General features: G+C 43.9%; 29 protein-coding genes. 11 read left to right on the plus strand and 18 right to left on the minus strand.

Annotated features, from left to right (window positions below; translation table 11 throughout):
- Positions 1-28 precede the first annotated feature (28 nt).
- From hisA to hisIE, 3 genes are all read left to right on the plus strand, one after another.
- The gene (hisA, locus tag AAA942_RS19150; RefSeq protein ID WP_338221912.1) at positions 29-742 is read left to right on the plus strand and encodes a 1-(5-phosphoribosyl)-5-[(5-phosphoribosylamino)methylideneamino]imidazole-4-carboxamide isomerase; all 714 of its coding nucleotides are present in this window, start codon (positions 29-31) and stop codon (positions 740-742) included.
- 190 nt (positions 743-932) lie between these two features.
- Positions 933-1,688 (plus strand): imidazole glycerol phosphate synthase subunit HisF, encoded by a 756-nt coding sequence (hisF, locus tag AAA942_RS19155; RefSeq protein ID WP_338221913.1) that lies wholly within the window; start codon positions 933-935, stop codon positions 1,686-1,688.
- A 139-nt stretch (positions 1,689-1,827) separates the two neighbouring features.
- The gene (hisIE, locus tag AAA942_RS19160; RefSeq protein WP_338221970.1) at positions 1,828-2,436 is read left to right on the plus strand and encodes a bifunctional phosphoribosyl-AMP cyclohydrolase/phosphoribosyl-ATP diphosphatase HisIE; all 609 of its coding nucleotides are present in this window, start codon (positions 1,828-1,830) and stop codon (positions 2,434-2,436) included.
- Positions 2,437-2,475: 39 nt separating this feature from the next.
- Here hisIE and AAA942_RS19165 read toward each other — a convergent pair whose 3' ends face one another.
- The gene (locus AAA942_RS19165) at positions 2,476-3,795 is read right to left on the minus strand and encodes a S41 family peptidase (protein WP_338221914.1); all 1,320 of its coding nucleotides are present in this window, start codon (positions 3,793-3,795) and stop codon (positions 2,476-2,478) included.
- A gap of 44 nt (positions 3,796-3,839) precedes the next feature.
- Positions 3,840-4,145, minus strand: a complete 306-nt coding sequence (locus tag AAA942_RS19170) for a Dabb family protein (protein ID WP_338221915.1) — start codon at positions 4,143-4,145, stop codon at positions 3,840-3,842.
- A gap of 221 nt (positions 4,146-4,366) precedes the next feature.
- Between AAA942_RS19170 and AAA942_RS19175 the strand changes: the two genes are divergently transcribed.
- Complete coding sequence (locus AAA942_RS19175) at positions 4,367-5,353, plus strand: aldo/keto reductase (protein WP_338221916.1); 987 nt, start codon at positions 4,367-4,369, stop codon at positions 5,351-5,353.
- Positions 5,354-5,448: 95 nt separating this feature from the next.
- Here the strand turns inward: AAA942_RS19175 and typA are convergent, their stop codons facing one another.
- The gene (gene typA / locus AAA942_RS19180; protein WP_338221917.1) at positions 5,449-7,254 is read right to left on the minus strand and encodes a translational GTPase TypA; all 1,806 of its coding nucleotides are present in this window, start codon (positions 7,252-7,254) and stop codon (positions 5,449-5,451) included.
- A 167-nt stretch (positions 7,255-7,421) separates the two neighbouring features.
- Between typA and AAA942_RS19185 the strand changes: the two genes are divergently transcribed.
- Both AAA942_RS19185 and AAA942_RS19190 read left to right on the plus strand, forming a co-directional pair.
- The gene (locus AAA942_RS19185) at positions 7,422-8,492 is read left to right on the plus strand and encodes a bile acid:sodium symporter family protein (RefSeq protein ID WP_338221918.1); all 1,071 of its coding nucleotides are present in this window, start codon (positions 7,422-7,424) and stop codon (positions 8,490-8,492) included.
- Positions 8,493-8,550: 58 nt separating this feature from the next.
- Positions 8,551-9,324, plus strand: coding sequence for a hypothetical protein (locus AAA942_RS19190; RefSeq protein WP_338221919.1), 774 nt, complete (start codon positions 8,551-8,553; stop codon positions 9,322-9,324).
- A gap of 1 nt (position 9,325) precedes the next feature.
- Here the strand turns inward: AAA942_RS19190 and AAA942_RS19195 are convergent, their stop codons facing one another.
- Positions 9,326-9,982, minus strand: coding sequence for a GDSL-type esterase/lipase family protein (locus AAA942_RS19195; protein ID WP_338221920.1), 657 nt, complete (start codon positions 9,980-9,982; stop codon positions 9,326-9,328).
- A 236-nt stretch (positions 9,983-10,218) separates the two neighbouring features.
- On the opposite strand from AAA942_RS19195, the gene AAA942_RS19200 reads away from it, so the two are divergent.
- From AAA942_RS19200 to AAA942_RS19210, 3 genes are all read left to right on the plus strand, one after another.
- A complete protein-coding gene (locus AAA942_RS19200; protein ID WP_338221921.1) occupies positions 10,219-11,319 on the plus strand; it encodes a DUF4407 domain-containing protein in 1,101 nt (366 codons plus the stop codon).
- 81 nt (positions 11,320-11,400) lie between these two features.
- Entirely contained in the window at positions 11,401-11,658 is a 258-nt protein-coding gene (locus AAA942_RS19205; protein WP_338221922.1) for a DUF6364 family protein, read from the plus strand.
- On the plus strand, positions 11,655-12,071 hold the full coding sequence (locus AAA942_RS19210; RefSeq protein WP_338221923.1) for a PIN domain-containing protein: 417 nt from the start codon (positions 11,655-11,657) through the stop codon (positions 12,069-12,071). The genes AAA942_RS19205 and AAA942_RS19210 overlap by 4 nt, the downstream gene beginning before the upstream one ends.
- Positions 12,072-12,092: 21 nt before the next feature.
- Here AAA942_RS19210 and AAA942_RS19215 read toward each other — a convergent pair whose 3' ends face one another.
- From AAA942_RS19215 to AAA942_RS19235, 5 genes are all read right to left on the minus strand, one after another.
- Complete coding sequence (locus AAA942_RS19215) at positions 12,093-12,857, minus strand: DUF5995 family protein (protein ID WP_338221924.1); 765 nt, start codon at positions 12,855-12,857, stop codon at positions 12,093-12,095.
- A gap of 3 nt (positions 12,858-12,860) precedes the next feature.
- Positions 12,861-13,580 carry a VIT1/CCC1 transporter family protein gene (locus AAA942_RS19220; protein ID WP_338221925.1) on the minus strand — a complete coding sequence of 240 codons (720 nt, stop codon included), beginning with the start codon at positions 13,578-13,580 and terminating at the stop codon, positions 12,861-12,863.
- 2 nt (positions 13,581-13,582) lie between these two features.
- Positions 13,583-14,746, minus strand: a complete 1,164-nt coding sequence (locus AAA942_RS19225) for a dipeptidase (protein WP_338221926.1) — start codon at positions 14,744-14,746, stop codon at positions 13,583-13,585.
- A 64-nt stretch (positions 14,747-14,810) separates the two neighbouring features.
- Positions 14,811-15,197, minus strand: a complete 387-nt coding sequence (locus AAA942_RS19230) for a DUF779 domain-containing protein (RefSeq protein WP_338221927.1) — start codon at positions 15,195-15,197, stop codon at positions 14,811-14,813.
- A 63-nt stretch (positions 15,198-15,260) separates the two neighbouring features.
- Positions 15,261-16,787, minus strand: a complete 1,527-nt coding sequence (locus tag AAA942_RS19235) for an aldehyde dehydrogenase family protein (protein WP_338221928.1) — start codon at positions 16,785-16,787, stop codon at positions 15,261-15,263.
- A 167-nt stretch (positions 16,788-16,954) separates the two neighbouring features.
- Here AAA942_RS19235 and AAA942_RS19240 point away from each other — a divergent pair, with 167 nt between their 5' ends.
- Positions 16,955-17,881, plus strand: coding sequence for an AraC family transcriptional regulator (locus AAA942_RS19240; protein ID WP_338221929.1), 927 nt, complete (start codon positions 16,955-16,957; stop codon positions 17,879-17,881).
- A 388-nt stretch (positions 17,882-18,269) separates the two neighbouring features.
- On the opposite strand, the gene AAA942_RS19245 is transcribed toward AAA942_RS19240, so the two are convergent.
- The 6 genes from AAA942_RS19245 to AAA942_RS19270 form a co-directional block, all read right to left on the minus strand.
- A complete protein-coding gene (locus AAA942_RS19245) occupies positions 18,270-18,923 on the minus strand; it encodes a peroxiredoxin (protein WP_338221930.1) in 654 nt (217 codons plus the stop codon).
- Between the two features lie 76 nt (positions 18,924-18,999).
- Entirely contained in the window at positions 19,000-19,470 is a 471-nt protein-coding gene (locus AAA942_RS19250) for a c-type cytochrome (protein ID WP_338221931.1), read from the minus strand.
- A gap of 3 nt (positions 19,471-19,473) precedes the next feature.
- Positions 19,474-20,085 (minus strand): DUF2202 domain-containing protein, encoded by a 612-nt coding sequence (locus AAA942_RS19255; protein WP_338221932.1) that lies wholly within the window; start codon positions 20,083-20,085, stop codon positions 19,474-19,476.
- A 76-nt stretch (positions 20,086-20,161) separates the two neighbouring features.
- On the minus strand, positions 20,162-21,238 hold the full coding sequence (cydB, locus tag AAA942_RS19260; protein WP_338221933.1) for a cytochrome d ubiquinol oxidase subunit II: 1,077 nt from the start codon (positions 21,236-21,238) through the stop codon (positions 20,162-20,164).
- Positions 21,239-21,241: 3 nt separating this feature from the next.
- The gene (locus tag AAA942_RS19265; RefSeq protein ID WP_338221934.1) at positions 21,242-22,636 is read right to left on the minus strand and encodes a cytochrome ubiquinol oxidase subunit I; all 1,395 of its coding nucleotides are present in this window, start codon (positions 22,634-22,636) and stop codon (positions 21,242-21,244) included.
- Entirely contained in the window at positions 22,633-22,833 is a 201-nt protein-coding gene (locus AAA942_RS19270) for a hypothetical protein (protein ID WP_338221935.1), read from the minus strand. Before AAA942_RS19270 ends, AAA942_RS19265 begins: the two co-directional genes overlap by 4 nt.
- 99 nt (positions 22,834-22,932) lie before the next feature.
- Between AAA942_RS19270 and AAA942_RS19275 the strand changes: the two genes are divergently transcribed.
- The gene (locus AAA942_RS19275; RefSeq protein ID WP_338221936.1) at positions 22,933-23,571 is read left to right on the plus strand and encodes a Crp/Fnr family transcriptional regulator; all 639 of its coding nucleotides are present in this window, start codon (positions 22,933-22,935) and stop codon (positions 23,569-23,571) included.
- On the opposite strand, the gene AAA942_RS19280 is transcribed toward AAA942_RS19275, so the two are convergent.
- The 3 genes from AAA942_RS19280 to AAA942_RS19290 are packed head-to-tail and all read right to left on the minus strand — an operon-like array spanning position 23,564 to position 25,225.
- Positions 23,564-24,595 carry a glycosyltransferase family 4 protein gene (locus AAA942_RS19280; RefSeq protein ID WP_338221937.1) on the minus strand — a complete coding sequence of 344 codons (1,032 nt, stop codon included), beginning with the start codon at positions 24,593-24,595 and terminating at the stop codon, positions 23,564-23,566. The genes AAA942_RS19275 and AAA942_RS19280 overlap by 8 nt on opposite strands.
- A complete protein-coding gene (locus AAA942_RS19285) occupies positions 24,592-24,933 on the minus strand; it encodes a HepT-like ribonuclease domain-containing protein (protein WP_338221938.1) in 342 nt (113 codons plus the stop codon). The genes AAA942_RS19280 and AAA942_RS19285 overlap by 4 nt, the downstream gene beginning before the upstream one ends.
- Positions 24,917-25,225 carry a nucleotidyltransferase family protein gene (locus AAA942_RS19290; protein WP_338221939.1) on the minus strand — a complete coding sequence of 103 codons (309 nt, stop codon included), beginning with the start codon at positions 25,223-25,225 and terminating at the stop codon, positions 24,917-24,919. Before AAA942_RS19290 ends, AAA942_RS19285 begins: the two co-directional genes overlap by 17 nt.
- Positions 25,226-25,233: the final 8 nt, after the last annotated feature.

The raw sequence follows: 25,233 nt of genomic DNA on the forward strand, positions 1-25,233 counted from the left end.
TCTTAGGTCTTGCATCTAAAGTCTTACTATGTATATCATTCCCGCCATTGACCTTATCGGAGGCAAGTGCGTTCGCCTCAGTCAGGGCGATTACAGCAGCAAAAAAGAATACCACAACGATCCGCTCGAAATGGCGAAGCGCTTTGAAAGTGCCGGAATTTCTCGCTTGCATCTAGTGGACCTAGATGGTGCTAAAGCTAAAAAAATCATCAATGGAGATGTTTTAAAGCGAATTTGTGCAGGGACGAGTTTGCAGGTGGATTTTGGTGGAGGTATTCAGTCCGATGCCGAGATTGAAAAAGCTTTCGCCCTGGGTGCTAAGCAGGTGACTGGAGGAAGTATTGCGGTGAAAAATCCAACTCTTTTCGACGAATGGATTACCAAGTACGGATCGGAGAAAATTATTCTCGGTGCAGATGCAAAAAACAGGAAAATCGCTGTGGGAGGTTGGGAAGAGACCACTTCGGTGGAATTGATTCCTTTTATCCAAAGCTATTTCGACAAAGGAATCCGCTATGTGATTTGCACCGATGTGGCCAAAGACGGTTTGCTTCAAGGACCATCAGTGGACTTGTACCGTGAGATTTTGCAGGAAATTCCTGAGTTGAAGCTCATCGCTAGTGGAGGTGTATCTTCAGTCAAAGACTTGGAAGAACTTGAGAAAGTTGGGGTTTACGGAGCGATTGTAGGGAAGGCGTACTATGAGGGGAGAGTGACTTTGGAGGAATTGGCAGCCTTTTAAGTTACTATTTACGAATGACGATTTACGACACTTTGAAGAACCTCAAACATATTTTCCAAAAGTTGAAATTTCCGAATAAAGGATTGAAGTCCACAAGGATGTCGTAAATCCAAAATCGTAAATCGTAATTACAAAAATATCGAACACTGAACCTCGAATAAAGAATTAAGAAGTTATTGAATAGCCAATCATGTTAACCAAACGAATCATCCCTTGCCTCGATATCAAAGACGGCCGCACAGTCAAAGGGGTTAATTTTGTCCAGCTTCGGGATGCAGGTGATCCGGTCGAATTGGCAAAAATCTACTCGGACGAAGGGGCGGACGAACTCGTCTTTTTGGACATTACAGCGACAGTAGACAAGCGAAAAACGCTGGCTGAATTGGTGACCAAAGTGGCCAAAGCGATTAATATTCCTTTCACGGTAGGTGGAGGAATCTCAACTGTGGAGGATGTGAAAGTGCTTTTGGCAGCGGGTGCAGATAAGATTTCCATTAACTCCGCCGCAGTCAAAAATCCAGGAGTAATTGACGAAATGGCCAAAGAATTTGGTTCGCAGTGTTTGGTGGTGGCTATCGATACCCGAAATGTGGATGGATTAGATTTTGTCCATACTCACGGAGGGAGAAAGCCCACCTTGCTAAGAACCCAAGCCTGGGCTCAGGAAGTGGCCGATCGGGGAGCGGGAGAGATTTTGCTCACGTCAATGGATCATGATGGGACCAAGGCAGGCTTTGCCAATGAATTGACAGCGGAGATATCCTCAGTCTTATCCATTCCTGTCATTGCCTCAGGTGGTGCTGGGAATATGCCTCATTTCAAAGATGTGTTTACCTTTGGAAAAGCAGATGCAGCATTGGCTGCGAGTATTTTCCATTTTAAAGAAATAGGAATTCCGGAGTTGAAGAGTTATTTGATTGGAGAGGGGATAAGTATTAGGAAATAATTAGAAATACGGTTGAAATAAAGTAGAAATAGATTCTGAAAAGTCAGGATGAAATTGTAGGAGTATAATTTATATCTATTTATATCAGCCCGATTTATCGGGCAAAATATCGATTGTATTTCTACAGTATTTCAAAGAAATAGAAGACATGAACATCGACTTTACTAAAATGAACGGCCTGATTCCGGCCATTGTCCAAGATGCCTTGAGCGGAAAAGTCCTGATGCAGGGCTATATGAACGAAGAGGCCTTGGCGAAAACCCAAGAGACCGGAATGGTGACCTTTTTCTCTCGAAGCAAAAATCGCCTATGGACGAAAGGAGAGACTTCCGGAAATTTTTTGGAGGTCGTTTCGATTGCAGGGGATTGTGATGGGGATTCCATTTTAGTGAAGGCGAACCCGAGAGGACCTGTGTGCCATACGGGTTCGGATACCTGCTGGGATGAAGAAAATACCTCCAAAACTGGCTTTATCGATCAACTTCGTGCCATCATCAAAGACCGCAAGAACAACCCTTCGGATAAGTCCTACACAGCTTCACTGTTTGCAAAGGGCATCAATAAAGTCGCCCAAAAAGTAGGAGAGGAAGCGGTGGAAATAGTCATTGAAGCCAAGGATGACAACAAAGAATTATTCCTTGGAGAGGCTGCCGATTTGCTTTTTCACTACCTCATACTGCTCGAAGCCAAGGGGTATGAACTCGATGAGGTGATGGATGTACTCATCCAGAGGCACCAAAAAAAATAAGCCCGAAAATTCTTCCGGGCTTACTCTTCGAGCCTATTGTTAATAGGCTGGAAATTCCTGTTCCAAGCCTTTGAAGGCATCAATCATCTCCCAAACGGGTTTGTAATACGTATTTGCCCATCTTCCGCTGACTCCTCCATCCTGAATGTACTGAAGCGCAGCTGCTAACCGAAGATCTCTAGGGTCACCCCAGTTGAATTCAGGACTATCTCCAACCCGGAAGTTGGCAGGGAATCCTTCGAAATATTCTGCTTTTCCCTGAGAATTGGCAATTGCAAAAGTAATGGGTACCAGTTCGACATTATTTGTCTCCAGCGTTCGGCTGTAGCGGGAAAGAGGAAAGGAGCCTACCGGTTTGCCAAAGGTGTTATCTCCAATTAATACCACTTCCATATAGGGGTCCAGACTATTGATGATCAGTTCAGATGCTGAGGCTGAGCCTCTCGAGGTAATGAAAATGACTCGATTGAGATTCAGATTTCCGATCTTATTGAAATTCTCCGTTTCATTCAAGCTGAATTTTAAGGAATTGAGCTTGTTGGTGTACATCACTTTTCCGGTATTGGAGACTTGGATCAAGTAGTTGAGAATCTGTTCTGCCACAGCCACAGAACCTCCGCCGTTGTATCTCAAGTCAATGATTAGTTCATTGATTCCCTGATTTTGGAAATACTCCATGGAGTTTTGGACTTCCTGACTCCGTGTAGGAGAAAGTCCAGCAGTGGCTCTAAAGCTCTGATAGGCCCAATAGCCCACTTTTTTTCCTCCTTCTTCAAAAACTCTCCTATCTAATACAGAATTGGACTGGTACTCAGCCTTAACATTGGTGCGGGTGGTCGTGGTACCGTCAGGAAGTCGGAAAGTGAAAGTGTTGGAGACTCCCGGGTCAGAAGGACCCAGCTGAAAATCATACCCTCCTGAGGAAGTCTTATAGGAAGCAATCGGTTTGCCATTGATTTCTATGATTTCCCAGCCTCTTTCCCAGCCGTCTTTTCCGGCAGGGGCCTCTCTGAAGACAAAGGAAACAAATAACCTTTCTTCAGCCGTGAAGGCAAACCCGAATCCATGTCCTGCATTTCTCCCAACAAAGGAGTTGTTGAATGCTTCCTGTGTCGTCAGGTAGGAAAACCGATCCAGTGGCTTGAAAATTATTGCATTGAGGAGATCCTCATTGCTTCCATATTGGGCAATATCGATCGAAGTAGGCAATTCCAGATTCCAGAAATACCACTCTCTCATGACATCAACAATAGCCTTTTTCACTTCCTGACCCGGAACTACCGGAGTGGGGGTTTCCTCAGGGTCACAAGCCCAAAGTCCTACCAGCACCAATCCAAATATCCAATTGAGCTTCTTCATAACTGATTTTTTTTTCGATAAACGAAGTAAAGGGTGGGAAAGGTTTAGATGGCTATATCGTAAACCTTAACTGTCTTCCACATTGCAGAATACTTTTCAATAAACTCCAAATGCAAGGGGTCAGTTTGATAGGCTGCCTGTGCTTCCAGAGAATCGAAAAAGAGTGTGCAAGACACATGGAAGCTATGATCGACTACTTCTCTTTTTTCAGTGGGGGCTGGAGTTCCCATGATAAAGCGGGAGACATCCTTACACCTTCCTAGCATAGGGGCGGCATCGGTCATGAATTCTTTCAAATCAGACTCTTTGTGCAGCCAGAAATAGACCTGATGAATAAGTGGTTGGGCCATGGATTTGGATTGAGTAAAATGAAATGGAAATAAGGAAACAGCACTCGCCATTCCCAGGGATTTTAAGACTTTTCTCCTTGAAGTCATGTATTTTGATGATAGAAATTAGCTCTGTGAGAAGGTAATTTGAAAGCGATTTAAAGATAAAAATTTAAATTGCTATTCCTTTATCAGACCGTTTTAGCTTTTTTCAAACGTGGCTGTCTTTACAATATAAAATTATGAACTATCGAGTTCTTGGGAAAACGGATTGGCAAGTATCTGAAATAGGTATAGGCACCTGGCAGGTAGGAGGCGGCTGGGGAAGTGCTTTTGAGCCAAAAAAGGCAAACCTCATCCTGCATGCAGCATTTGATGAGGGTGTAAACTTTGTGGATACAGCTGATGTGTATGACGGAGGATTAAGTGAGGCCGCGGTAGGAAAGGCTGTCAAGGAAAGAAGTGAGAAAATCTTCATTGCTACCAAATGCGGCCGGAGGATTCAGCCACATGTCGATGAAGGTTACACACCTGTTCGATTGAGAAAGTATGTGGAGGATAGCCTCCGGAATCTTGGAGTGGAGCAGATCGATTTGATTCAATTGCATTGTCCTCCCAGCCCCGTTTATTTAAGGAGTGAAATTTTCTCTCTTTTTGAAGATTTGAAGAGGGAAGGGAAAATTGCTGCAATGGGAGTATCAGTGGAGCGAATCAATGAAGCGATGACAGCGATGAAATATGATATTGTATCCACCGTCCAGATTATATTCAATCTTTTTCGTCAGCGCCCATCCGAGCTTTTTTTCAGGCATGCCAAAGTAAATAATATTGGGCTGATTGTCCGCGTACCCTTGGCAAGCGGTCTTTTAACCGGGAAAATCACGAAGGAGACGCAATTTTCAAAGGATGATCACCGACACTTTAATCGGGAGGGAAAGGCTTTTGACAAAGGAGAAACCTTCTCAGGGGTACCTTTGGAGAAGGCATTTCCGGCTGTCGAAGAGTTGAAGGGGGAGTTTTCAGGAAATGTGGATTTGGCTGCTCAGGCTCTTCGATGGGTATTGATGTTTGAGGAAGTCGGGACTGTAATCCCGGGAGCTTCATCGCCAGATCAAGTATTGAAAAATGTACAAGCCGCTGATCTACCTCCGCTCTCAGAAAGTCAAATGAATGCGGCCGCGGAAGTCTATGAAAAATACATCAAGCAAGAGGTCCATCATCTTTGGTGATGGTCAGAGTATTGATTCTCAATTAGTTTTTCGGTAAATACTCAGGAACTAAATGGAATAAAAAAACCTCCCTTAGGAGGTTTTTTGTTTTCTGCTTAAGCTTCTTTTTTAGCCATTCTGGCTCTTTCGTTCTCATCCAAATGGATTTTTCTCATTCGGATAGATTTTGGAGTGATTTCGAGGTATTCGTCTTTTTGGATGTATTCCATAGATTCTTCTAATGAGAAACGCTTTGGAGGGGCAATTCTCACATTGTCGTCAGACCCGGAAGCACGCATGTTGGTCAGCTTTTTACCTTTCTGCACATTCACCACCAAGTCATTGTCTCTGGAGTGCTCTCCGATCACCTGACCGGTGTAGAGTTCGTCACCCGGCTCGATAAAGAAGATACCCCGATCCTGAAGTTTGTCAATAGCATAGGCCGTACACTGACCGCCTTCCATCGAGATCAAAGATCCATTGATTCTGCCTGGGATTGGACCTTTGAAAGGCTCATAGGCGGTAAATCTGTGGTTCATGATCGCTTCACCCTGAGTGGCGGTAAGCACGTTGTTTCTCAAACCGATCAGACCTCTGGAAGGAATCTTGAACTCCAAGTGCTGAAGATCTCCTTTTGGCTCCATGATCAAAAGCTCACCTTTTCGTTGGGTGGCCAATTCGATCACTTTTCCGGCTGTTTCCTGCGGTACGTCTACTACCAAGGTTTCGATCGGCTCGCATTTTACTCCGTCGATTTCCTTGAAGATTACCTGTGGCTGACCTACCTGAAGCTCGTATCCTTCTCTTCTCATGGTTTCGATCAAGACAGACAAGTGAAGAATGCCTCGGCCGTAGACCAAGAATCGGTCTTCAGAATCCGTAGGCTCTACCCGTAGCGCAAGGTTTTTCTCCGTTTCCTTCATCAATCGGTCTCTCAGGTGACGGGAAGTCACAAACTTTCCTTCTTTTCCGAAGAAAGGAGAGTTGTTGATCGTGAAGAGCATGTTCATCGTAGGCTCATCGATGGCAATACGAGGAAGGGGCTCAGGATTTTCCACGTCTGCGATGGTATCGCCGATTTCAAAGTCTTCGATGCCGGTTACTGCACAGATGTCCCCGGCAGTTACGGTCTGTACTTTGTTTTTTCCAAGACCTTCAAAGGTATGAAGCTCTTTTACTCTCATTTTCTTGATGGATCCATCCGCTTTGCAAAGGGCGATTTGCTGGTTTTCGGAGATCGTGCCTCTTGCTACTCTACCGATGGCAATCCGGCCCACGAAGCTGGAGTAATCCAAAGAGGTAATTTGCATCTGAAGGGTTCCTTCGGAGATTTTTGGAGCAGGGATATATTCCAAGATCGCATCCAAAAGAGGAAGGATGGAGTCGGTCGGATTTTTCCAATCCGGTCCCATCCAGTTTTGCTTGGCAGAACCATACAAGGTGTGGAATTCCAATTGCTCTTCTGTAGCATCCAAGTTGAACATCAACTCAAAAACTGCCTCATGAACTTCATCAGGTCGACAGTTTTCTTTGTCTACTTTATTTACTACCACGATAGGGGTAAGGCCAAGAGCAAGCGCTTTGCCCAATACAAATCGGGTCTGCGGCATAGGTCCTTCGAAGGCATCCACCAAAAGGATTACCCCATCGGCCATTTTCAATACACGCTCCACTTCACCACCAAAGTCGGCGTGGCCTGGAGTGTCGATGATGTTGATTTTGTGGTCCTTGTAGCGTACAGATACGTTTTTGGAAAGAATAGTGATGCCGCGTTCACGTTCCAGGTCGTTGTTGTCGAGAATCAGGTCGTCGAATTGCTGATTTTCTCTGAAGATTTTTGAAGCGTGGATGATCTTATCCACGAGGGTTGTTTTACCGTGGTCAACGTGAGCGATGATCGCGATATTCCGAATATTCTGCATGGTTTGCCTAATTGAAGGCGCAAAAGTAAGAATTTAATTTGGGAGTAAGGTTATCGCCCCATGAAGTTTCTGAATTCCCAAAAGTGCAATTGACAGAGACTTACCTGATTTGCTGCTTGTCCAAATTCCAAAAATGATGCTTTTTTAAGGGCTCAAAATCTTCATCCATGGTTCGACTTTCTTTTTTGATTCCCATCCTGTTTTTTTTGTTTTGGTTAGGGTCGTTTTTGATCGTCGGATTGGAAGAATCCGGGTATGCGTTTGTGCTTTTTTGGTTTGCCTTGGCTTTTGGGTTGCAATCAAAACCAACATGGAAGGCTTTCAGTTTTCCGGTTTCTATTTTGGGAGTAGTCACTTTGGGGATGTTTTTCCCTCAGTATTTTCAGGAAATCGAAGGCTTCAAATTGACCGGACTGATCAATCCTCTGATTCAGATCATCATGTTTGGGATGGGAGCAACTTTGAGTTGGAGGGATTTTGGGGCTGTGGCTAAAAGTCCTAAATCTGTGGGAATCGGAATTTTGGCTCAGTTTAGTATTATGCCCATAATCGGTTTTGGCTTGGCCAAAGTCAGCGGGTTGGAAACAGAGGTCGCTGCTGGGCTGATTTTGGTTGGTTCATCTCCAAGTGGGACCGCTTCGAATGTCATGGCTTTTCTAGCCCGGGCGAATGTGGCACTTTCCGTGACTTTGACCTCGATTACTACACTTATTGCACCACTGATGACTCCGATTTTGATGAAGCTTTTGGCCGGGCAGTTTATCGAGATTGATCTCCTCAAGATGATGTGGGATATTTTTAAAATCATCCTGCTGCCTGTGGGAGCTGGGCTTATCGTGAATCAGGTCTTGGGTTCAAAATCTTCCTGGATTGAAAAACTCCTACCTCTGGTCTCTATGCTCGGGATTGCCTTGATTATTTTGGTGATTACCGCAGCCGGACGGGATAGTTTGTTGGCGATAGGTCCGATTTTGATTCTGTTGGTCTTGCTGCATAATTTGCTGGGTTATGGGATTGGGTATGGATTTTCCAGATTGATCGGGATGAAGGAGCAAGATGCCCGAACACTCGCCATTGAGGTTGGGATGCAAAATGCAGGTTTGGCTTCTGGGCTTTCCAATATTTTGGGAAAGATAGCAACCGTGGGTTTAGCTCCGGCTGTTTTTGGACCGATGCAGAATGTGACCGGGTCGATTCTGGCTACTTTTTGGAGTAGGAAAGGGTTGAGGGAAAAATAGTTGTGAGGATTTATAATTTTTTCTTTGAAGCTTAGTTATAGATCAAATTGATCTAACAATGAAAGCTTTTTATTTACTCTTGATGAGCTGTGGAATTGCCAGTTATTCTTTGGCTCAGATACAAACCAATGCTTCTAAAAAAGCTTCTAGAATTGTAAAAAGTGAAAATTATCGATCCCTGAGTGATGATAATGGCTACTATTTTTTTCCTCATCTTGGGATGAGATATGGAATTGTCCCTGATTATTTACAAACGGGAATAGAAGATTTGAGTCTGAAATATGGAATGGGCTTTGGATATAGGAAGCTAAATCTCTCCTTGGAATCTGGATTATCAGTTATCCATCATTCATCTAGCGCTATTTATTTTCCGATTTGGGAGAGAAGAGAATATTTAATGAATTCTGATTTATCCTTTTTGGTTCTGCCAGTTACTTTGCGCTATGATATTCCTACGGGGGAAAAGGAGAATCTCAGAATAGGTGCTTTTATTAACGCTAATTGGTCAATGATCACTCTGAAGGATGATGATAGCCGATCAGGTACGATCCAAGTCGGAGAAAATCAAGAAACGTATTCCATCATTTCCTCAGCAAAAAGCCCATTTTTCTTTATGACCGGTATTCATTCCAGGTTAAGGGTGTTTAATTCGGCCTTCTTTAATTTCGAATTGGGTACCTTTTTCTCCCTCGGCTCTAACAGAGAGTACCAAGTGCAATATGGGGATGCCCCTTCAAGTCAGTTTGACCGGCGATGGGAAGGCCTCACTTGGTCAGTTGGAGGAATTTTGCCACTAAACGTTTTTGAAGCCAAGCTCCGTAAGAACGAATAGGCTAATTCTTGAAATATCCCTCAAATATCCCCGCCCAAATCACATACCCTTCCTGATTCAGATGAAGTTGGTCTTGGATGTAAAGCTCAGGCCTTGGACTCCCATCTGAATTGGTCAGGGCTTTCCATACATCCACAAACTCTACCTTCTCCTTGGCCCGGCAGTATTCGCTCAGCTTTTGGTTGAAAATCTGGTAGCTGGCTCTTTTCTCCCAGCGGGAAGGACTGGGTTTGGCTCCGATCAAAAAAATCTCAATGTCAGGATTGATAAGGTGAATGCGGGTGACAATGTTGTCTAAGCTGGTCAGGATATCAGCAACTTCCACGCCTGCCCAGAGGTCATTGTCTCCTTCGTAAATAAAGACCCGGCTGGGCTCAAACTTGATCACCAAAGGGAACAGATGCCGTTCCAGATCGGAAGCTTTGGATCCTCCAAAACCTGTGTTGATCAGATCTTCCCTAGGAAAAGTTTCTTCCAGGTTACTCCACATTCGTATGGTTGAGCTTCCGGTAAACACCGTCGATCCTGCTTTCCAGCCTAAGCTGTCATACTTGGCTGAAATTTGTTTAACCTCGTTTTCAAATGGTACTTGCTGTGCAAAACCCAGTTGACTGATTAAAGCTAGTGAGAAGATTAGTTGAAGCGAAAATCTGTTCATAGCCTCAAACATAAATCAAAAATCACCTGAACCAAAACCGTTCATACTCTTGACCGAATGTGAACATTCCGAGCAATTTTTGATTTTGTCAATCAGCATTCCGTGAAGATCAAAAAGCCACTTTCTATCCCAGAATCGCCCCTTTTCATCCCAAAATCAATGAATGGACCGCTCGGTTGATTTCTTTGGTCGTGTTTTCGCGTTATACAGCTATTCATCTACCAAATCCCCTTGCTATGAATTCGATCACCCGGTTTTTCTGGTTTTGCAGCGGAGCCAATTTTGCCATTTTGAAAAGAACCCCTACCGAGTCTAATAAGTATGTAGGAATCGGTGCTACCGTCTTTTTCACAGGAGTTTTGGCGGCCTTGGCAGCTGGATATGCCTTATTTACCGTGTTCCAAAGTCTGCTTCCGGCTATCTTTTTTGGGCTGTTTTGGGGGATGATGATCTTCAATCTGGACCGGTTTATCGTATCCAGCATGCGAAAAAAGGAAAATGCTTGGGCAGAATGGAAACTGGCCATCCCACGATTGGTTTTGGCAGTTTTACTTGCTTTGGTGATTTCTAAGCCCTTGGAATTGAAAATGTTTGAGCGAGAGATCAATCGGAAATTGGATGAGAAGAAGACCGAATTTATCGCTCAGTCTAAAGCCAATCTGGCCAAAGGTTTTCCTGAAATCCAGGAGCTGGAGGGAAAAATCGACACCCTGAAATCAGAGGTTTCACAGGCTGAAGCTTTCCGGGATCAACTACAAGAGGAATACGATGCAGAGCGATTCGGGGAAAAGACTTCTGGCACCAGCGGCATTGTAGGATTGGGGACTAATGCAAAAAAGAAGGAGCAACAACTCGATGCCGCTCAGCTTGCTTTGGATGAACTGCGAAAGCGAAATCAAGTGAGGATCGATACTTTGGAAGCCCAAATCAGGAAATTTATGGCCCTTCGTCAGGCGGAGTTTGAAAAGAAACAGCCCGGAATAGAAGGATTTGACGGGTTGGCAGCACGGATGGATGAGCTAGCTGGGTTGACTACGGAAAGTTCTGCGATGGCTCTTGCGAATATCTTTATCATGCTGCTTTTTATAGCAATCGAGACTGCTCCCATTTTTGTCAAACTGATTTCCAGTCGTGGACCTTATGATGAACTCTTGGAGCTTCATGAAGATAAAGTGAAGCTCTTCAAAGGGGAAAAATGGACCATTGCCAAAGGAGAATCAGAGGCACGAGTAGGTTACTTTCAGGATACTCATTTCTATGCTACAGACTTGAAGAAGGAAAGAACCAACCGGAAAAACCGGGCGGAAACTGATCGGGAATTGGCCAATTGGGAGTGAAAAGGAAAGAAAATCAGGGAGTTGTTTTGAAATACGTGTAAAATTATTTTTCTTTACGGCATACTTAGAAATCAGCGAGTTATGGACACCAAGATCACCTTGTCTTTCAATAAAGACATCATTGATCGAGCCAAGGATTTTGCCGACCAAAATAACATCAGTCTTTCTAGACTGACAGAGTTTCTTTATGCCCAGATGACTTCCAAAAATTACAAGTCTTTGGATGAGCTGCCGATTGCTGATTGGGTGAGTAGGGTCTCCGAAGGAGAGGTAGAATATAAGCGCATGCCTTCCAGTCGTAAGGCAATGAAGGATGAATTCTTCGATTCTAAAAAATGAGGGTGTTTCTGGATGCGAATGTCCTGGTATCTGTGTTGAATAAGGAATACCCACTTTTTCCCCACTCTGCTAGGATTTTGAGTTTGGCGGATCAGCTAAGGTTCCAACTCTACACTACACCGATTTGCCTGGCTATTGCTTTTTATTTTGCAGAGAAAAAATCAGGAACAGCGCTAGCGAAGCAAAAAATGCAGGTTCTTTCTTCCAAAATTCACATTGCGGCTGTGGACTCCCAAACTGTCAAAAGTGCTGTTTCAAATCCCAGTGTGTTGGACTTTGAAGATGGTTTGGAGTATTATTCCGCTTTGCAGGTTGACTGCAAAGCCATCATTACGGAGGATTCTGAAGGGTTCTATTTTTCAGAAATCCCAGTGTATGATTGCCGTAAGTTTCTGGAAGAAGTGGTGTTTTAAAAGTTTTAACCCTTCTGGCGTTTAGGACCCTTGGAGGGTTTTATTGGCCACCTGATCGAGCTGGTCCATTGTTTTTTGAACGGATTTCCATTCTGCAATTCCTACGATTTTTATCAAAAAGCCCAGAAACTTTCCCGGATTGATCAGCTTGTTGGCCAAGGAAGCAATGTTTTTATCCCGATCCTTAATCTGAAAGGCTTTGTCAGGGTCTGCATGGTATTCCCCGGCATATTTCCAAGCTCCATCCCGGGCGATTTGAATAGAGAAGTTGAGGAGCATTTCATCCCGACCTTTTGCCAAAGGAATCAATAGGCCGAAAACTGGAGAAACCTTGCTGATATTGGACTTGACTCCATCAACCAGTTCGGCTAGCATTGAATTGATTTTGTCAAAATCCCCTTTAATGCCATTCAAATCTTTGCCTTCCATGGTTTCTGAGGCAGCGATTCCCAAATCCAAATTAATATGGGCATTGATTCCGAGGAAAAGATGCTGTAGAACCAAATGCCCTGAATCTTTGCTTACTTCAAAAGCCAATCTCCAGCTTTCGGTCGGTTTCTGACCGGATTTCCATAAGTCATAGGCATCGATAAATCGTTTCGCAAAAAGTACGTCCAAAATTTCCATCCGGGGATTATCCTCAAATTCCCCGGCCAAAATCCCGTCTCTTACTCTTCGGGTTACTTGTCGGTAAAGAATGGAGAAATAGCCAATTCGGCTATCGGAGGTCCTGCATTCGTCTACAATCTGATCCATTCGGATCAAAACTTCATCAATTGTCTTCATGAGTTATTTGAAAAAACTTTCCAGAACATCGCCGACATAATAGGCTACTACTGCTGCCAACAGACCTAAAGCCACTGTCTCTAAAATGCTGCGAAGGGTGGAGGTTTGATTGACGATTCCTTTGAGCCACCCTACAATCAAAAAAGCCAGCCCTGTTAGTACACTAGTCCAAAAGAAGGTGTTGATTTCCATCGGAAAGAAGAAATTCCAGAGATAGACCATCAAGGGGATAAAGCCTACTAAAATAAAGGAAATCAGGGTGGCCAAGCCGATTTTAAATGGGCTTTTGGTTTCCTTCATCATGCCCAATTCGTCTTTCATCATTTCAGCTACCCAGAGATCCTTGTCCGCGCAGATGTGGTCGACAATTTTATCCAAAAGCTCACCTTTAAAGCCTTTTTCCCGATAGATTTCAGCCACTTCCTCTCGCTCGATTTCGGGAAGATTTTCGATTTCCCAATATTCGATTTTTTCGTGTTTGTCGAAATTGTCCCGTTCACTTTTGGCAGAAAGATAGGCTCCCACTGACATTGAAAAACCATCTGCCAACAAATTGGCAAAACCCAAGATAATCAAGATACCTGGGTCGAGGTTTGCCCCATAGCCACCGGCTACAACGGCAAAGGTGGTCACAGCCCCGTCTATGCCCCCGTAGACAAATTCACGGAGGTATTCCTGAAGCTTTCCAAAATTGGTATTGGGGAGATGCTGCTTTTCTTCCATGATTAGTTGAGGTTTTGTAGGAAAAAGCGTTTGACATTTTCCCCCATGACTGCGCGGATTTCCTCCTCAGAAAATCCCGCCTCCATCAAGCCTTCCACGATCAAAGGAAGCCCTGTGATGTCAAAAGGAACGGCTACTGAACCGTCATAATCCGAACCCAAGGCTACATATTCCACACCAACCAAATCACGCACATGCTTGATGGAGGCGATGATATTGGGCAACTCGGGTTCGCCGACAGCCATATCAAAAAAGGCAATTCCGATGATTCCTCCGTTGGCTGCGATTTTTTGAATCTGATCGTCACTCAGATTTCTCTGAGAATCCAAGACAGCCCTAACTCCGGTATGAGAAACGATGACTGGTTCGGAAGTAAGGTTCAATACATCTTCTACAATGGCTGGTGAGGCATGCGCCAAATCAATAAAAATCCCCAATTCATTCATACGCTTGACCGCTGCCTTTCCAAAATCAGAAAGTCCTGCCCCGTTTTCCCCATGTGCTGAGCCTCCAAATTCATTGTCAAAAAAGTGAGTGGGGCCAATCATTCGTACCCCTGCGGCATAGACCTTATCCAGGTTTTCCATAGATCCTTCTAAGGCATGCCCACCCTCAATTCCCAGCATGGCTCCGATGGTGCTTTTATCGCTTTTTCTTGCGTCTAGAAGCTCCTCGAGATCGGCCTTGGATCGGATGAAGATGGCTTTTCCTTCCTCCTTCTCCACAAACTGAGCAAGCGCTTCACTTTGGCCAAGGGTCCTGTTGATCAGACTAAACCAGTTCCATGGACTTTCCCCTTTGGCAATGGTAAGAGGTGTGATATTATCAAAGGCATCTTCGGAATTGCTTTGCATGTTTTGCCCTGCCGGAGATTTGGATACGATGGTAAACATCTCCAGAGCCACATTGGCTTCCCGCATTCTGGGAAAGTCTACATGGCCTCGATCCCCGCGTTCATTTAGATTTCTTCCCCAAAGCAAAGCATCACAGTGCAAGTCACTGATGAAATCCAATCGTTCGTAGAGCGCTTGGGCCTCGGCTGAGACTGAGTAGGGTGCGGGACTTTTTACAGGGTTTCGCTGGCTTTCTATGTAGGAGGGAACAGTATTGATCCCAATCAGATAGACCACAAAGAGAATGGCGAGAAAGAGAATTATTTTTTTCATCGGCTGGGGTTTTGCCGATTAATATAGCTAAAATGAGTGTAAAGAGAGATTTTCAGCTCATTTCTTACAATGCAGGATCATTTCCTAATCTTATCGGAGGTAGCTGAAGATACTCTTCATAGGAAAAAACTCGGGAACGAATCAAAAACCGGAGTCCGAGTGGAATTTCAAGAGAAAAGCTACTACCTCTTCCTTCGACCACATCCAGCGTCAGTTCGGTATGTTTCCAGTATTCAAATTGGTCCTGTGTCATGAAAAACTCGCATCCTTCGATTTCACCGATCAATACATCCTGGGAACCGAGTTTGAATTCTCCTTTTTCAAAACACATGGGAGCCGAACCATCACAGCAACCACCGCTTTGGTGGAACATCAGTTCGCAGGCATATCGCTTTTTTAGTACAGTTATGATTTCTGCCGCTTTTGGGGTTATGAGGATTCTTTGGGGCATGTTTTCATTTTAAATGGAAAGGCAGAAGAAAATTCTCCTGCCTTTCCTGAAATTGGCTATGAATTAGAAGAATCCCAGCTTCTGCTTGCTGTAGGAAATAAGCATGTTTTTGGTTTGACGGTAATGGTTGAGCATCATCAGGTGAGTCTCTCGGCCAAAACCAGACTTTTTGTATCCTCCAAAAGGAGCATGTGCAGGGTAGGCGTGATAGCAATTGACCCAAACACGACCCGCCTGAATGGCTCGCGGTACCTGATATAACTCATGAGCATCTCTGGACCACAGACCGGCTCCTAGGCCGTAGAGCGTGTCGTTTGCAATGGCGATTGCTTCTTCTGTGGTTTTGAAGGTGGTGACACAAGTGACAGGTCCGAAAATTTCTTCTTGAAAGACTCGCATTTTATTGTGGCCTTTGAGGATGGTGGGCTGGATATAGTACCCGTTTTCCAGTCCGGAATTTAGGCCTGTTTTAGCACCACCGGTCAGGACCACAGCACCTTCCTGCTTACCGATCTCGATGTAGGAGAGGATTTTTTCGTATTGATCATTAGAGGCTTGCGCACCCATCATGGTGTCTTCTGCAAGGGGATGGCCCAGTTTGATCGCTTTGGTGCGGGCAATGACTCGCTCCATAAATACTTCATAGATGTCTTCGTGAACCAAAATTCGAGATGGACAAGTGCACACTTCCCCTTGATTGAGCGCAAACATGACGGCACCTTCTACCGCTTTATCAAAAAACTCATCATCTGCATCTGCGACAGACTTCATGAAGATGTTGGGGGATTTTCCACCCAGCTCCATGGTCACGGGAATGAGGTTTTCGGAAGCATATTGCATGATCAGTCGGCCTGTAGTCGTCTCACCGGTAAAGGCCACCTTTGCCACTCTTGTGGAAGTAGCGAGTGGTTTTCCCGCCTCGATTCCAAATCCAGTCACCACATTGATCACTCCGGGAGGTACTACGTCAGCGATGAGCTCCATCAGCACCATGATGCTGGTGGGAGTTTGTTCAGCTGGCTTCACTACGGTACAGCATCCTGCTGCCAGGGCAGGGGCTATCTTCCAGGTAGCCATCAAAAGGGGGAAATTCCAAGGGATGATTTGTCCCACCACACCTAGTGGCTCATGTAGATTGATGCTGACTGTGGTTTCGTCATGCTCGGACATCGTGCTCTCATCTGCCCGGATTACTCCGGCAAAATATCTGAAATGATCGATGCATAGAGGCAAATCGGCTGCTCGGGTTTCCCGGATGGCTTTTCCATTGTCGATGGTTTCTACCCTTGCCAAAAGTTCAAGATTGTCCTCGATGATATCTGCAATTTTGAGAAGGATTCGACTTCTTTCGGCTGCTGGAGTTTTTGACCATCTCACAAACGCCTCATGGGCTGCATCAAGTGCCTTCTCGATATCTTCTTTGTTTCCTCTTGCTGCTTTGGAGAAAACTTTCCCGTCGATAGGAGAAATATTATCGAAATACTCTCCTGAGGCAGGTTTGACCCATTCCCCGCCGATAAAATGGTCGTATTGGGATTTGATCAGAGGCCGGTCTACTGGCTTGGATTTTGAAAGAGTTAGCGTTTCCATATGTTGGGTTATTTTGGTTTTGACCAAATTTCCCCTTTAGGAATTTTAAAAAATTGCACTGAATAATCAATTTATTCGCTTAAAGTGACTTTTGTCAGAATTTTACTTCGCTCTTTTTTCTATTTTTTGAAAAATTAGGATAATCAGCTCAATTCCAGCCCATTCCCATGACCCAAAATCCCTTTCAATATACTGTGCCTTGGAGAAGGCCTAATGACCTCAAGACTCTGGTAGAAAATCGGACTACCTATACTCTGGACAACTGCGAACTCAATATTTTTGAAACCCATCAAGCAGCAGAAAAGGTCAATCTTGTCTTTGGAGATTTGGTGTTGACCACCATGCTAAAGGGGAAAAAAGTGATGCACCTATTCGGTAATCCCGGTTTTGATTACCTTCCCGGTGAATCAGTAATTGTACCTCCCAACGAGGTGATGAAAATTGATTTTCCGGAGGCAGAATTGGACAATCCGACTCAATGCATTGCCCTTTCCATCTCCAAGGAAATGATAGAAAATACCTTCAATTTGCTTAATGAACGTTTTTCTTCCAAAGTACTTACCCAAGAATGGGGCTTGGACCTTTCCTATTTTCATCTGATCAATACTCAAGATCTTTCCGAGATTATTAATCGCTTTATTCGCATAGGAGTGAAAGAGCGATCTAAAGAAAAAGACCTGATTGCTTCATTGGCCCTTAAAGAGCTATTGATCCGACTGACACAGACCCAAGCCCGCGAGATGCTTGAAAAAACCTACAAGGAGCTAGCTTCAGGCAATCGATTGGCGCATGTGGTGGGTTACATAAAGACCCATATCAGGGAAAATCTCCAATTGGAGGAATTGGCCTCTCAGGCCTGTATGTCCAAGGCGCATTTTCTCAGAACATTCAAACAAGAGTTGGGATTGACCCCAATGGAGTTTGTGCTCATTGAGCGGTTGAAACTGGCCCGATACTTCCTATCGGTCGGCAACTATCAAATCCAGGAGGTATGTCACATGGCGGGTTTTAATAATATTGCCTATTTCATCCGGGTATTTAAGCGGGAGTTTCATATGACTCCGAAGTCATTTCAAAGAACAGGAAAAAAATAAACAAGAAATTTTTTATCGAAATTTTGATTTTTTATTTGCTTTTGATAGGTTTATCCAACTTTGGCAACAAGAAAAATAGCTCAACCCAGTACTTAGCCAAAGTTTATATGGTTTTAATCCATTAACAATAAACCCCAACAGGGAGCCAAAATCAAAAAAGGCTCCCTTTTTTTATGCTTTATAAATCGTTGATTTTGTCTAAAACCAAAAAATAGGTTTAAAAATGAACCTGTTTTATAGAAAATTGTGCAAAATATATAAAAATAGGTTTTTGATATTTTGTGAAATCGATTTCCTGGAAATTCTGTTTTTTGATCAAAAAACAAAAAAACCTTCCCGAATATTTCGAAAAGGCTTTCCCATTTAATTAACCCTTTAATCCAAAAATCTAATTCAATGGCAGATCTTTCTTAGCCAAATAGAAGTCTACCATCTCATAATCACTGTTTTCTCGGGCAATCATCTCTTCCACAGTTTTGGGTGGAGGGACAATCGCTTTTTCACCCGGAGTCCAGTTAAGTGGCAAAGCAACCTTGTGTTTGTCAGCAGTCTGAAGAGCCACCAATGCTCTTTTGACTTCCTCCATGTTTCGGCCCACATTGAGAGGATAGTACATGATCAATCGGATCTTTCCGGTAGGATCGATAAAGAATACCGCACGGACAGCTGCGGTTTCGCTTTCACCGGGCTGCAGCATTCCATAGAGTTTGGATACCCTCATGTCAATGTCTGCGATGATCGGAAACTCGAATAGGACTCCAGTGTTTTTCTTCACATTATTCACCCAAGCGATATGGGCATGGATAGAATCGATACTTAGACCGATCAATTTGGTCTGATGCTCATCAAAGAAGTTTTGATCCAGAGCAAATCCGCTCATCTCTGTGGTACAAACCGGTGTAAAATCGGCAGGATGAGAGAATAAAATAGTCCAGCTGTCTTTGATGTATTCGGAAAATTTTATTTTCCCTGTAGTGGTCATTGCCTCAAAATCCGGAGCTAGGTCTCCGATTCGTGGCATAGTTGGTGTTGTAGTTTCCATGTGTATGATTGTTATTGTTTTTTGAATTTGATAGAACAAATTTAACTAACCCTTTTCCGGCCGATCGTGACCAAGGTCACCTCAGATGGTCGGATTTGGGTTTTTTCTCATTGTCTTTTTCTATGTGCCATGCAGGATTTTCGAGTTCATTGGAATAGATGTATTCGACGATTTTTTTCAAGTCATCCTCATCGACCATGGGCTTGGGCATCAGCCCAAATCGTTTGATTGGGCCTTTCATCAAGGCTTTTTCTTCTGTTGGATTTTCAATGAAGCTTATCATGGCTTTTTCAAAGTCTGTTTTTTCAGGATAGGCTTCGAGGTAGTGTTTTTTCATTCCCCAAAGCGGAGGGGCTATAATTTCATCATGCGATTTTGACTTGGGGTTGTGGCAGGTGTAGCAGTGCTTTTGCAGCAAAATCAGTCCTTCCCCTGACAAGACTTGTTTGACGAAAAGCTTTCTGTCGGTGTCGAAGCTTTGTTCCCATTGAGGAGTTTTTCCTCCACAGAAAAAGAGAAGAGTAAGTAGAATCAGAATATAATGCATAAATCAATTGGGTTGGCAGGAAGAAGTTTCGGATTGAATGATAAGATCAAATTCAGATTGAGTGAGGTGGGCAGGGGTATATTCCACGCCAAGGAGCTGTGCCTGTCTGTAAAATGCTCTCATGTGATTTTCTGATCCGCAAAGGAGCTTTTCGTAAAGTTGAATCAGTTCTGGCTTCTGGGTAGAAGCTACGGCAAGCCTCAAGTCCTGGATATCCATGTCCTCGATCAGAAGTCCTGCTCGGATAGCATCAGCTAAAGACTGGTCTACTTTAGAGGTGAGTTCCGCGTATAGGCTCTTTAGGACTGGATCCGAAAATTCTCCGGGTGAGGTACTTCCATTCAACGGGTCCGTAAGCTTATTAGCGTCCATTAGCTGAAGGACGGAAGCGATATGTTGGGTTTCACTTCGGGAAATATTCTGAAAAACAGAAGTTCCGTACTTTTCAAACGCATAGGTGTATACGTCATGAGCTAGCTTTTCTTCCTCTCTTGTAAAAAGAAGATCATTTAACTCCTGCTCGGAAAGCAATGGGGTGGACGAGGGCTTTTCTGCTTCTTGACAACCCGTTAGGGAAATTACCATCAAGGCAACTGGGAGAAAGATTCGTTTCATCTTAACACTAGGTTTTGTGAAGATGAATTTCACTTATCATTTACGGGTTTGCAGTGATTTTTCTCACTTAGGCAAATCAATAACTACTTTCATCCAGCTTCACTTTCCCCCGATAAGTCCAATAAATAATGATCGTGTAGGATGCCACAAAAGGCAGTCCGAAAGCGGCTAGTATCGCCATCGTCTTTAAGGTATAGGCTGAGGAGGCGGCATTGTAAATGTCCAGATTGAAAGATGGATCAAGGTTGGATACCATCAGATTGGGGAAAATACCCAAAGCAAAAAGCATCACGATCGCCGCAATCATACAGGCTGATGAGATAAAGGCCCATCCCTCCCGGCCTTTGGAAAGCATTCTCGGAATATTGGCAATCGCCAAAACATTCAGAAGCACGATGGTCCAAGCAAAGACGGAAATCAGTGTTTGATGATTTTCCACCAATTCATGCTTGTTTCCCGGAAGGTCAATTTTACCAAAGGAGAAATTGGCAATCATCTCCGGCTTGAAATACAAGGTTAGTCCAGAGAAAATCAAATAGAAAACCACAAAAATCCAGTAATTCACTTTGATCCAGCTTTGAACTTGCTTTTGAAGTTCCCCCTCTGTTTTCATGTTTAGATAGATTCCTCCGTGGAGGGAAAACATGGTCAAAGCAAAAAAACCGGCCATCAAAGAGTAGGGATTGAGCAGGTCAAAGAAATTTCCCTGATATTCCATATCGCCGCCGATCGGGAACCCCATCACCACATTTCCAATGGCAATCCCAAAAAGGAGCGTGGCAACTATGGAACCAATAGAAAATCCTTTATCCCAAAAGCTTCTCCAGCGGGGATTAGCCTCCTTACTTCGGAATTCGATCGAGACGGCACGGAAAATCAAGGCGATCAGCAAGAGCATAAAGGGCAGGTAAAAGCTGGAAAATGCCGTCGCATATACATTGGGGAAGGCCGCAAAAAGCGCTCCTCCAGCCGTAATTAACCAAACTTCATTTCCATCCCATACAGGCCCGATGGCATTCATCAGGATACGGCGGTCATGATCTCCTTTGCTTCTCAAATGAAGAATTCCCACTCCCAAATCAAATCCGTCCAGGATCGCATAGCCGATCAAGAGGACTCCTACCAAAACATACCAGACTACGTTGAAATCCATGATTTAATGAGGTTTGATGGCGTCCATTCGTTCGGACTTTTTATGAAAACCGGCTTCTACTCCTGATGATAGATGATCTGGCCCATGTTTGATTTCCCGGTCCAAGACATAAAGCCAAACAAAGAATAAGAGAATATAAACCAGCACGAATAAGATCAAGGAAATCATCACTTCAGGAGCTGAAATGGATTTGGATACGCCTTCGCTGGTACGCAAAAGCCCCTGCACGATCCATGGCTGACGTCCGCGCTCAGCAGAGAGCCAACCGAGTTGGTTAGCGAGTACAGGCAGGGCCACCGCCGGGATGTACAATTTGAGCAGCCAGGACCAACTCTGGGTAAAGAGCTTTTTCCTCCAAAGCAAAAACAGACTCAGAAGTGTCGCTCCGATAAACAGCATTCCCAAGGCGACCATTAGGTGATAGCTTTGAAAGACTCCATTTACGGCAGGCCAGTCTTCTTCGGGAAACTCTTCCAATCCTTTTACCTCTCCATCAAAATCTCCGTGCACCAAAAAGCTCAGCATTCCGGGAATGGCAATTCCGGAAGTCTCGCGAGTTTCTGGATCAGTCCAACCTATGAGATAAAGTGGGGCGTTCGTTTGGGTTTCATAGAGTCCTTCGAATGCCGCAAGTTTGGCAGGCTGCCACTCGCTGACCACCTTGGCATGTTCGTGCCCAACCAAGGGCTGTGCCAAGGAAGCAATGGCCGCAAGCCCCAGGGCAATGGCAATTGACTTTTGGGCAAATTCCACATGAATCTTTTTGATCAAATAGTAGGCAGAAACGCTCATTACCAAAAAGGCTCCCTGAATCCAAGCTCCCAGGATCACGTGAGTAAAGCGAACCATCGCGGAAGGATTGAAGACCATTTCCCAGAAGTCCGTGATCACCGCCCTGCGAATTCCGTAATCCACCACGATTTCATAGGCTACAGGTGTTTGTTGCCAGCTGTTTGCTACTACGATCCAAAAGCCCGAAAGCATACTGCCCAATGCCACCATGATCGTAGCAAAAAGGTGCATTCCCGGCCTCACTCGATTCCAGCCAAAAAGCAGAATCGCCAAGAAGCCCGATTCAAGGAAGAAGGCAAAAATCCCTTCTGCTGCCAGTGGCGAGCCAAAAATATCTCCGACAAATCGGGAGTAAGTGGACCAGTTGGTGCCAAACTCAAACTCCATGACGATGCCGGAGGCTACTCCCACCGAGAAGTTGGCTGCGAAAATCTTGATCCAAAACCGGGTGATTTTTTCATAGATTTTCTTTTTGGTAATGAGGAAAAGGGATTCATATACCACCAGTAGCAATCCCAACCCAATACTGAAAGGTGGGAAGATGTAGTGAAACATGATGGTGAAGGCAAACTGAATTCGCGAGAGCAATTCTACATCCCAGATCATGATACTTGATTTTTGGATTTTCGATAAATGAGAAAAGTCGACACGATAAACACGAGTCCGACTATGATTTTTAAAAGTTTGCCTCCGTCAAAACCTGCAATTTCGCCTTCGAATAGAGGGATTTTGGAAAAGATTCGGAAAAGTAACATAAGTCCTAGACCGAGGATAAAAAGTTGCTGAGCTTTGGATTTAATCATTTTCCAAGGTGTTTTGGAGAAAACATGGTCAAAACTATCTATCACAAAAAATAAAAAGGTGATCAATGTCACCTTTTCAAGTTAACCACAGATCAACTAATGAAAAAGGAAATAGCGCAGTTTTTGGATTTAAATTTTCCTGATTTTGAAAAAGGACTTCGGGAGGAGATTTTCAAAGACGGAACACTTGTCGTCTTACCTGCAGATACGCTGATGATGGATATCGGACAAAAGGTGGAAATCATCCCGCTCATTGTTCAGGGACAGGTGAAGGTTTTCAGGGAAGATGAAAATGACCACGAGCTATTTATGTATTACCTCGGGCCAGGAGAGGCTTGCGCCATCACTATGATCTGCTCGGCTAGGGAAGGCTATTCTAAAATCAAAGCTATTCCGGAGGAAGAAACCACCATCATTTCGGTGCCCATCTCCAAGTTGGATGAGTGGATGCCCAAGTACAAGTCATGGTATTACTTTGTCATGGACACCTATCAGGATCGATTTGAAGAGTTACTTAAAGTGGTAGATGGAATTGCCTTTCACCAAATGGATGAGAGGCTTTTGGAATATTTAGAGAAAAATGCCGAGGCTATCCAAAGCAACTTGATTCACAAAACCCATCAGCAGATTGCTCAGGAACTGAATTCCAGTAGGGAAGTGATTACGCGATTGTTGAAAAAACTGGAACAAAGAGGAAGGGTAAGAGTCAACCGAAATCAAATTCAACTGATCAACTGATCAATTCCAAAGCCTCCAAAAGGGCTTTTTTTCTTAACCCAAAGTTGAAGAGTCTCGAGATTCTTAAGATGGCTTTTTGTGAAAATGAATTCAAGTCCTGCTTGGCAAAGTCTTGAATGGCTGAATCAAGCACATGTAAATTCTTTTCTGTCAAAATCACACCCGAATCCCCAATAATCTCCGGAATCGCCCCAACAGCCGAACCAATCGGAATGCAACCACAAGCCATGGCTTCTCCAAGTGCATTTGGAAAACCTTCTGAAGTAGAAAGTTGAAGGTAAAACTGATGGGAATTGTAAAGCGCCAAAAGTTCGGAAGGATTCATTTTTCTTAAAACCTTTACGTTCGAATTTGGTGATACATAATTCGAATCGCCAACCAAGGTGAATTCCCAATTTGGATGAGCCTTTGCTAATTTTTCAATTAGATCGTAGCCTTTTACCATCGCGCGGGAAAGATTGGAAGTGCCGGTTGCTACCGATATAAAGGTTAACGTATTACGTTCTTTTCCTGAAGCTTTCCAGAAATCTGTATCAAAACCATTGGGGATGACCTGAATGGGGGTTTTCAGATCTGGAATCAAATTCAAAAGACCTTGCTTTGGCGAAATACTTGAATCATACGAATAATCCTGCTTGACCAAGGCCTCGGCTACTGGCAAAATCAACGAGCAGTTTTTAAAAGAGTAAACCGTGGCTTTGCGAAGCCATTTTTTCCGAAAATTCCCATAACCTATCTCGGGCATATTGATGCAGTCGGTGCCTCCTGCTTGGATGGTGCATTTTTTTCCAAACACCTTCCCAAACCAAACCGGCAACACACTATGGTATCCTCCGAAAAAGCAGAGGTATTGGCTAGTCTGAGGTAGAAACCAAAGCAGTTGAAAAAACTGAAGAATAAAATGAAATGGAAGTTTGACCGGGCTTTGGGTAAACTCCAAAGGCTTGATTGCAGCCACCGGACTGATCATTTCTAGGTCACGGTCGGTAAATGCGGTGCGGACGGGGAAGGCGTAGAGGATCATTTTTCCTCCAAGAGTTTTTTGACTTCTTTTTTCAAAAGTGGGAAATGATCCCTATTAGTTCTGGTAATAATAATATACGAAACGGACTCATATTCATGAGCAATATAGTTTCTAGCCCCAATTATCTCATTTGCGTCAGAGATTGGGATTTTTGGCCCGACTTTGATCAATCTTTTAGTTGTTTCCCCAATTATTTCAAGATTTCGCTCGACTGCTCGGAGCGTTTTCCGATCTCCAGTTAGGTGTTCGATTGTGATTTCTTTTCCATCAAAAAAGGATTCGATTTCATCAATACAGGTCAAATCATCAAAAAGGTATTTTTTAATTTTTCGACTCATACAAAAGAGATTTAGTTTCGTCGATTTCTTCTTTAAAGTAAGGGTTGCTAATTGACCTATATTCTATGAGGTCAACTTCTTTATTAAAAAGTGTTTCCAGTTCCTCTTTGAGGGAGAAAAAATTGGTCACGTACTTATCAATATCTTTAATATGGAATTCCACCAAAAAATCCACATCGCTTTCATCATTAAAAGCAGAAGTAAGCACCGAACCAAAGGCATAGAGTTTAGCCACTTTGTGTTTTTCACAAAGGGTTTTAATGCCTAGCGTATTTTCCTCAAGCAGGTTCATAAATCAAA

The organism is Algoriphagus sp. oki45 (assembly GCF_036245605.1).
In the GTDB taxonomy this organism is placed as follows: domain Bacteria; phylum Bacteroidota; class Bacteroidia; order Cytophagales; family Cyclobacteriaceae; genus Algoriphagus.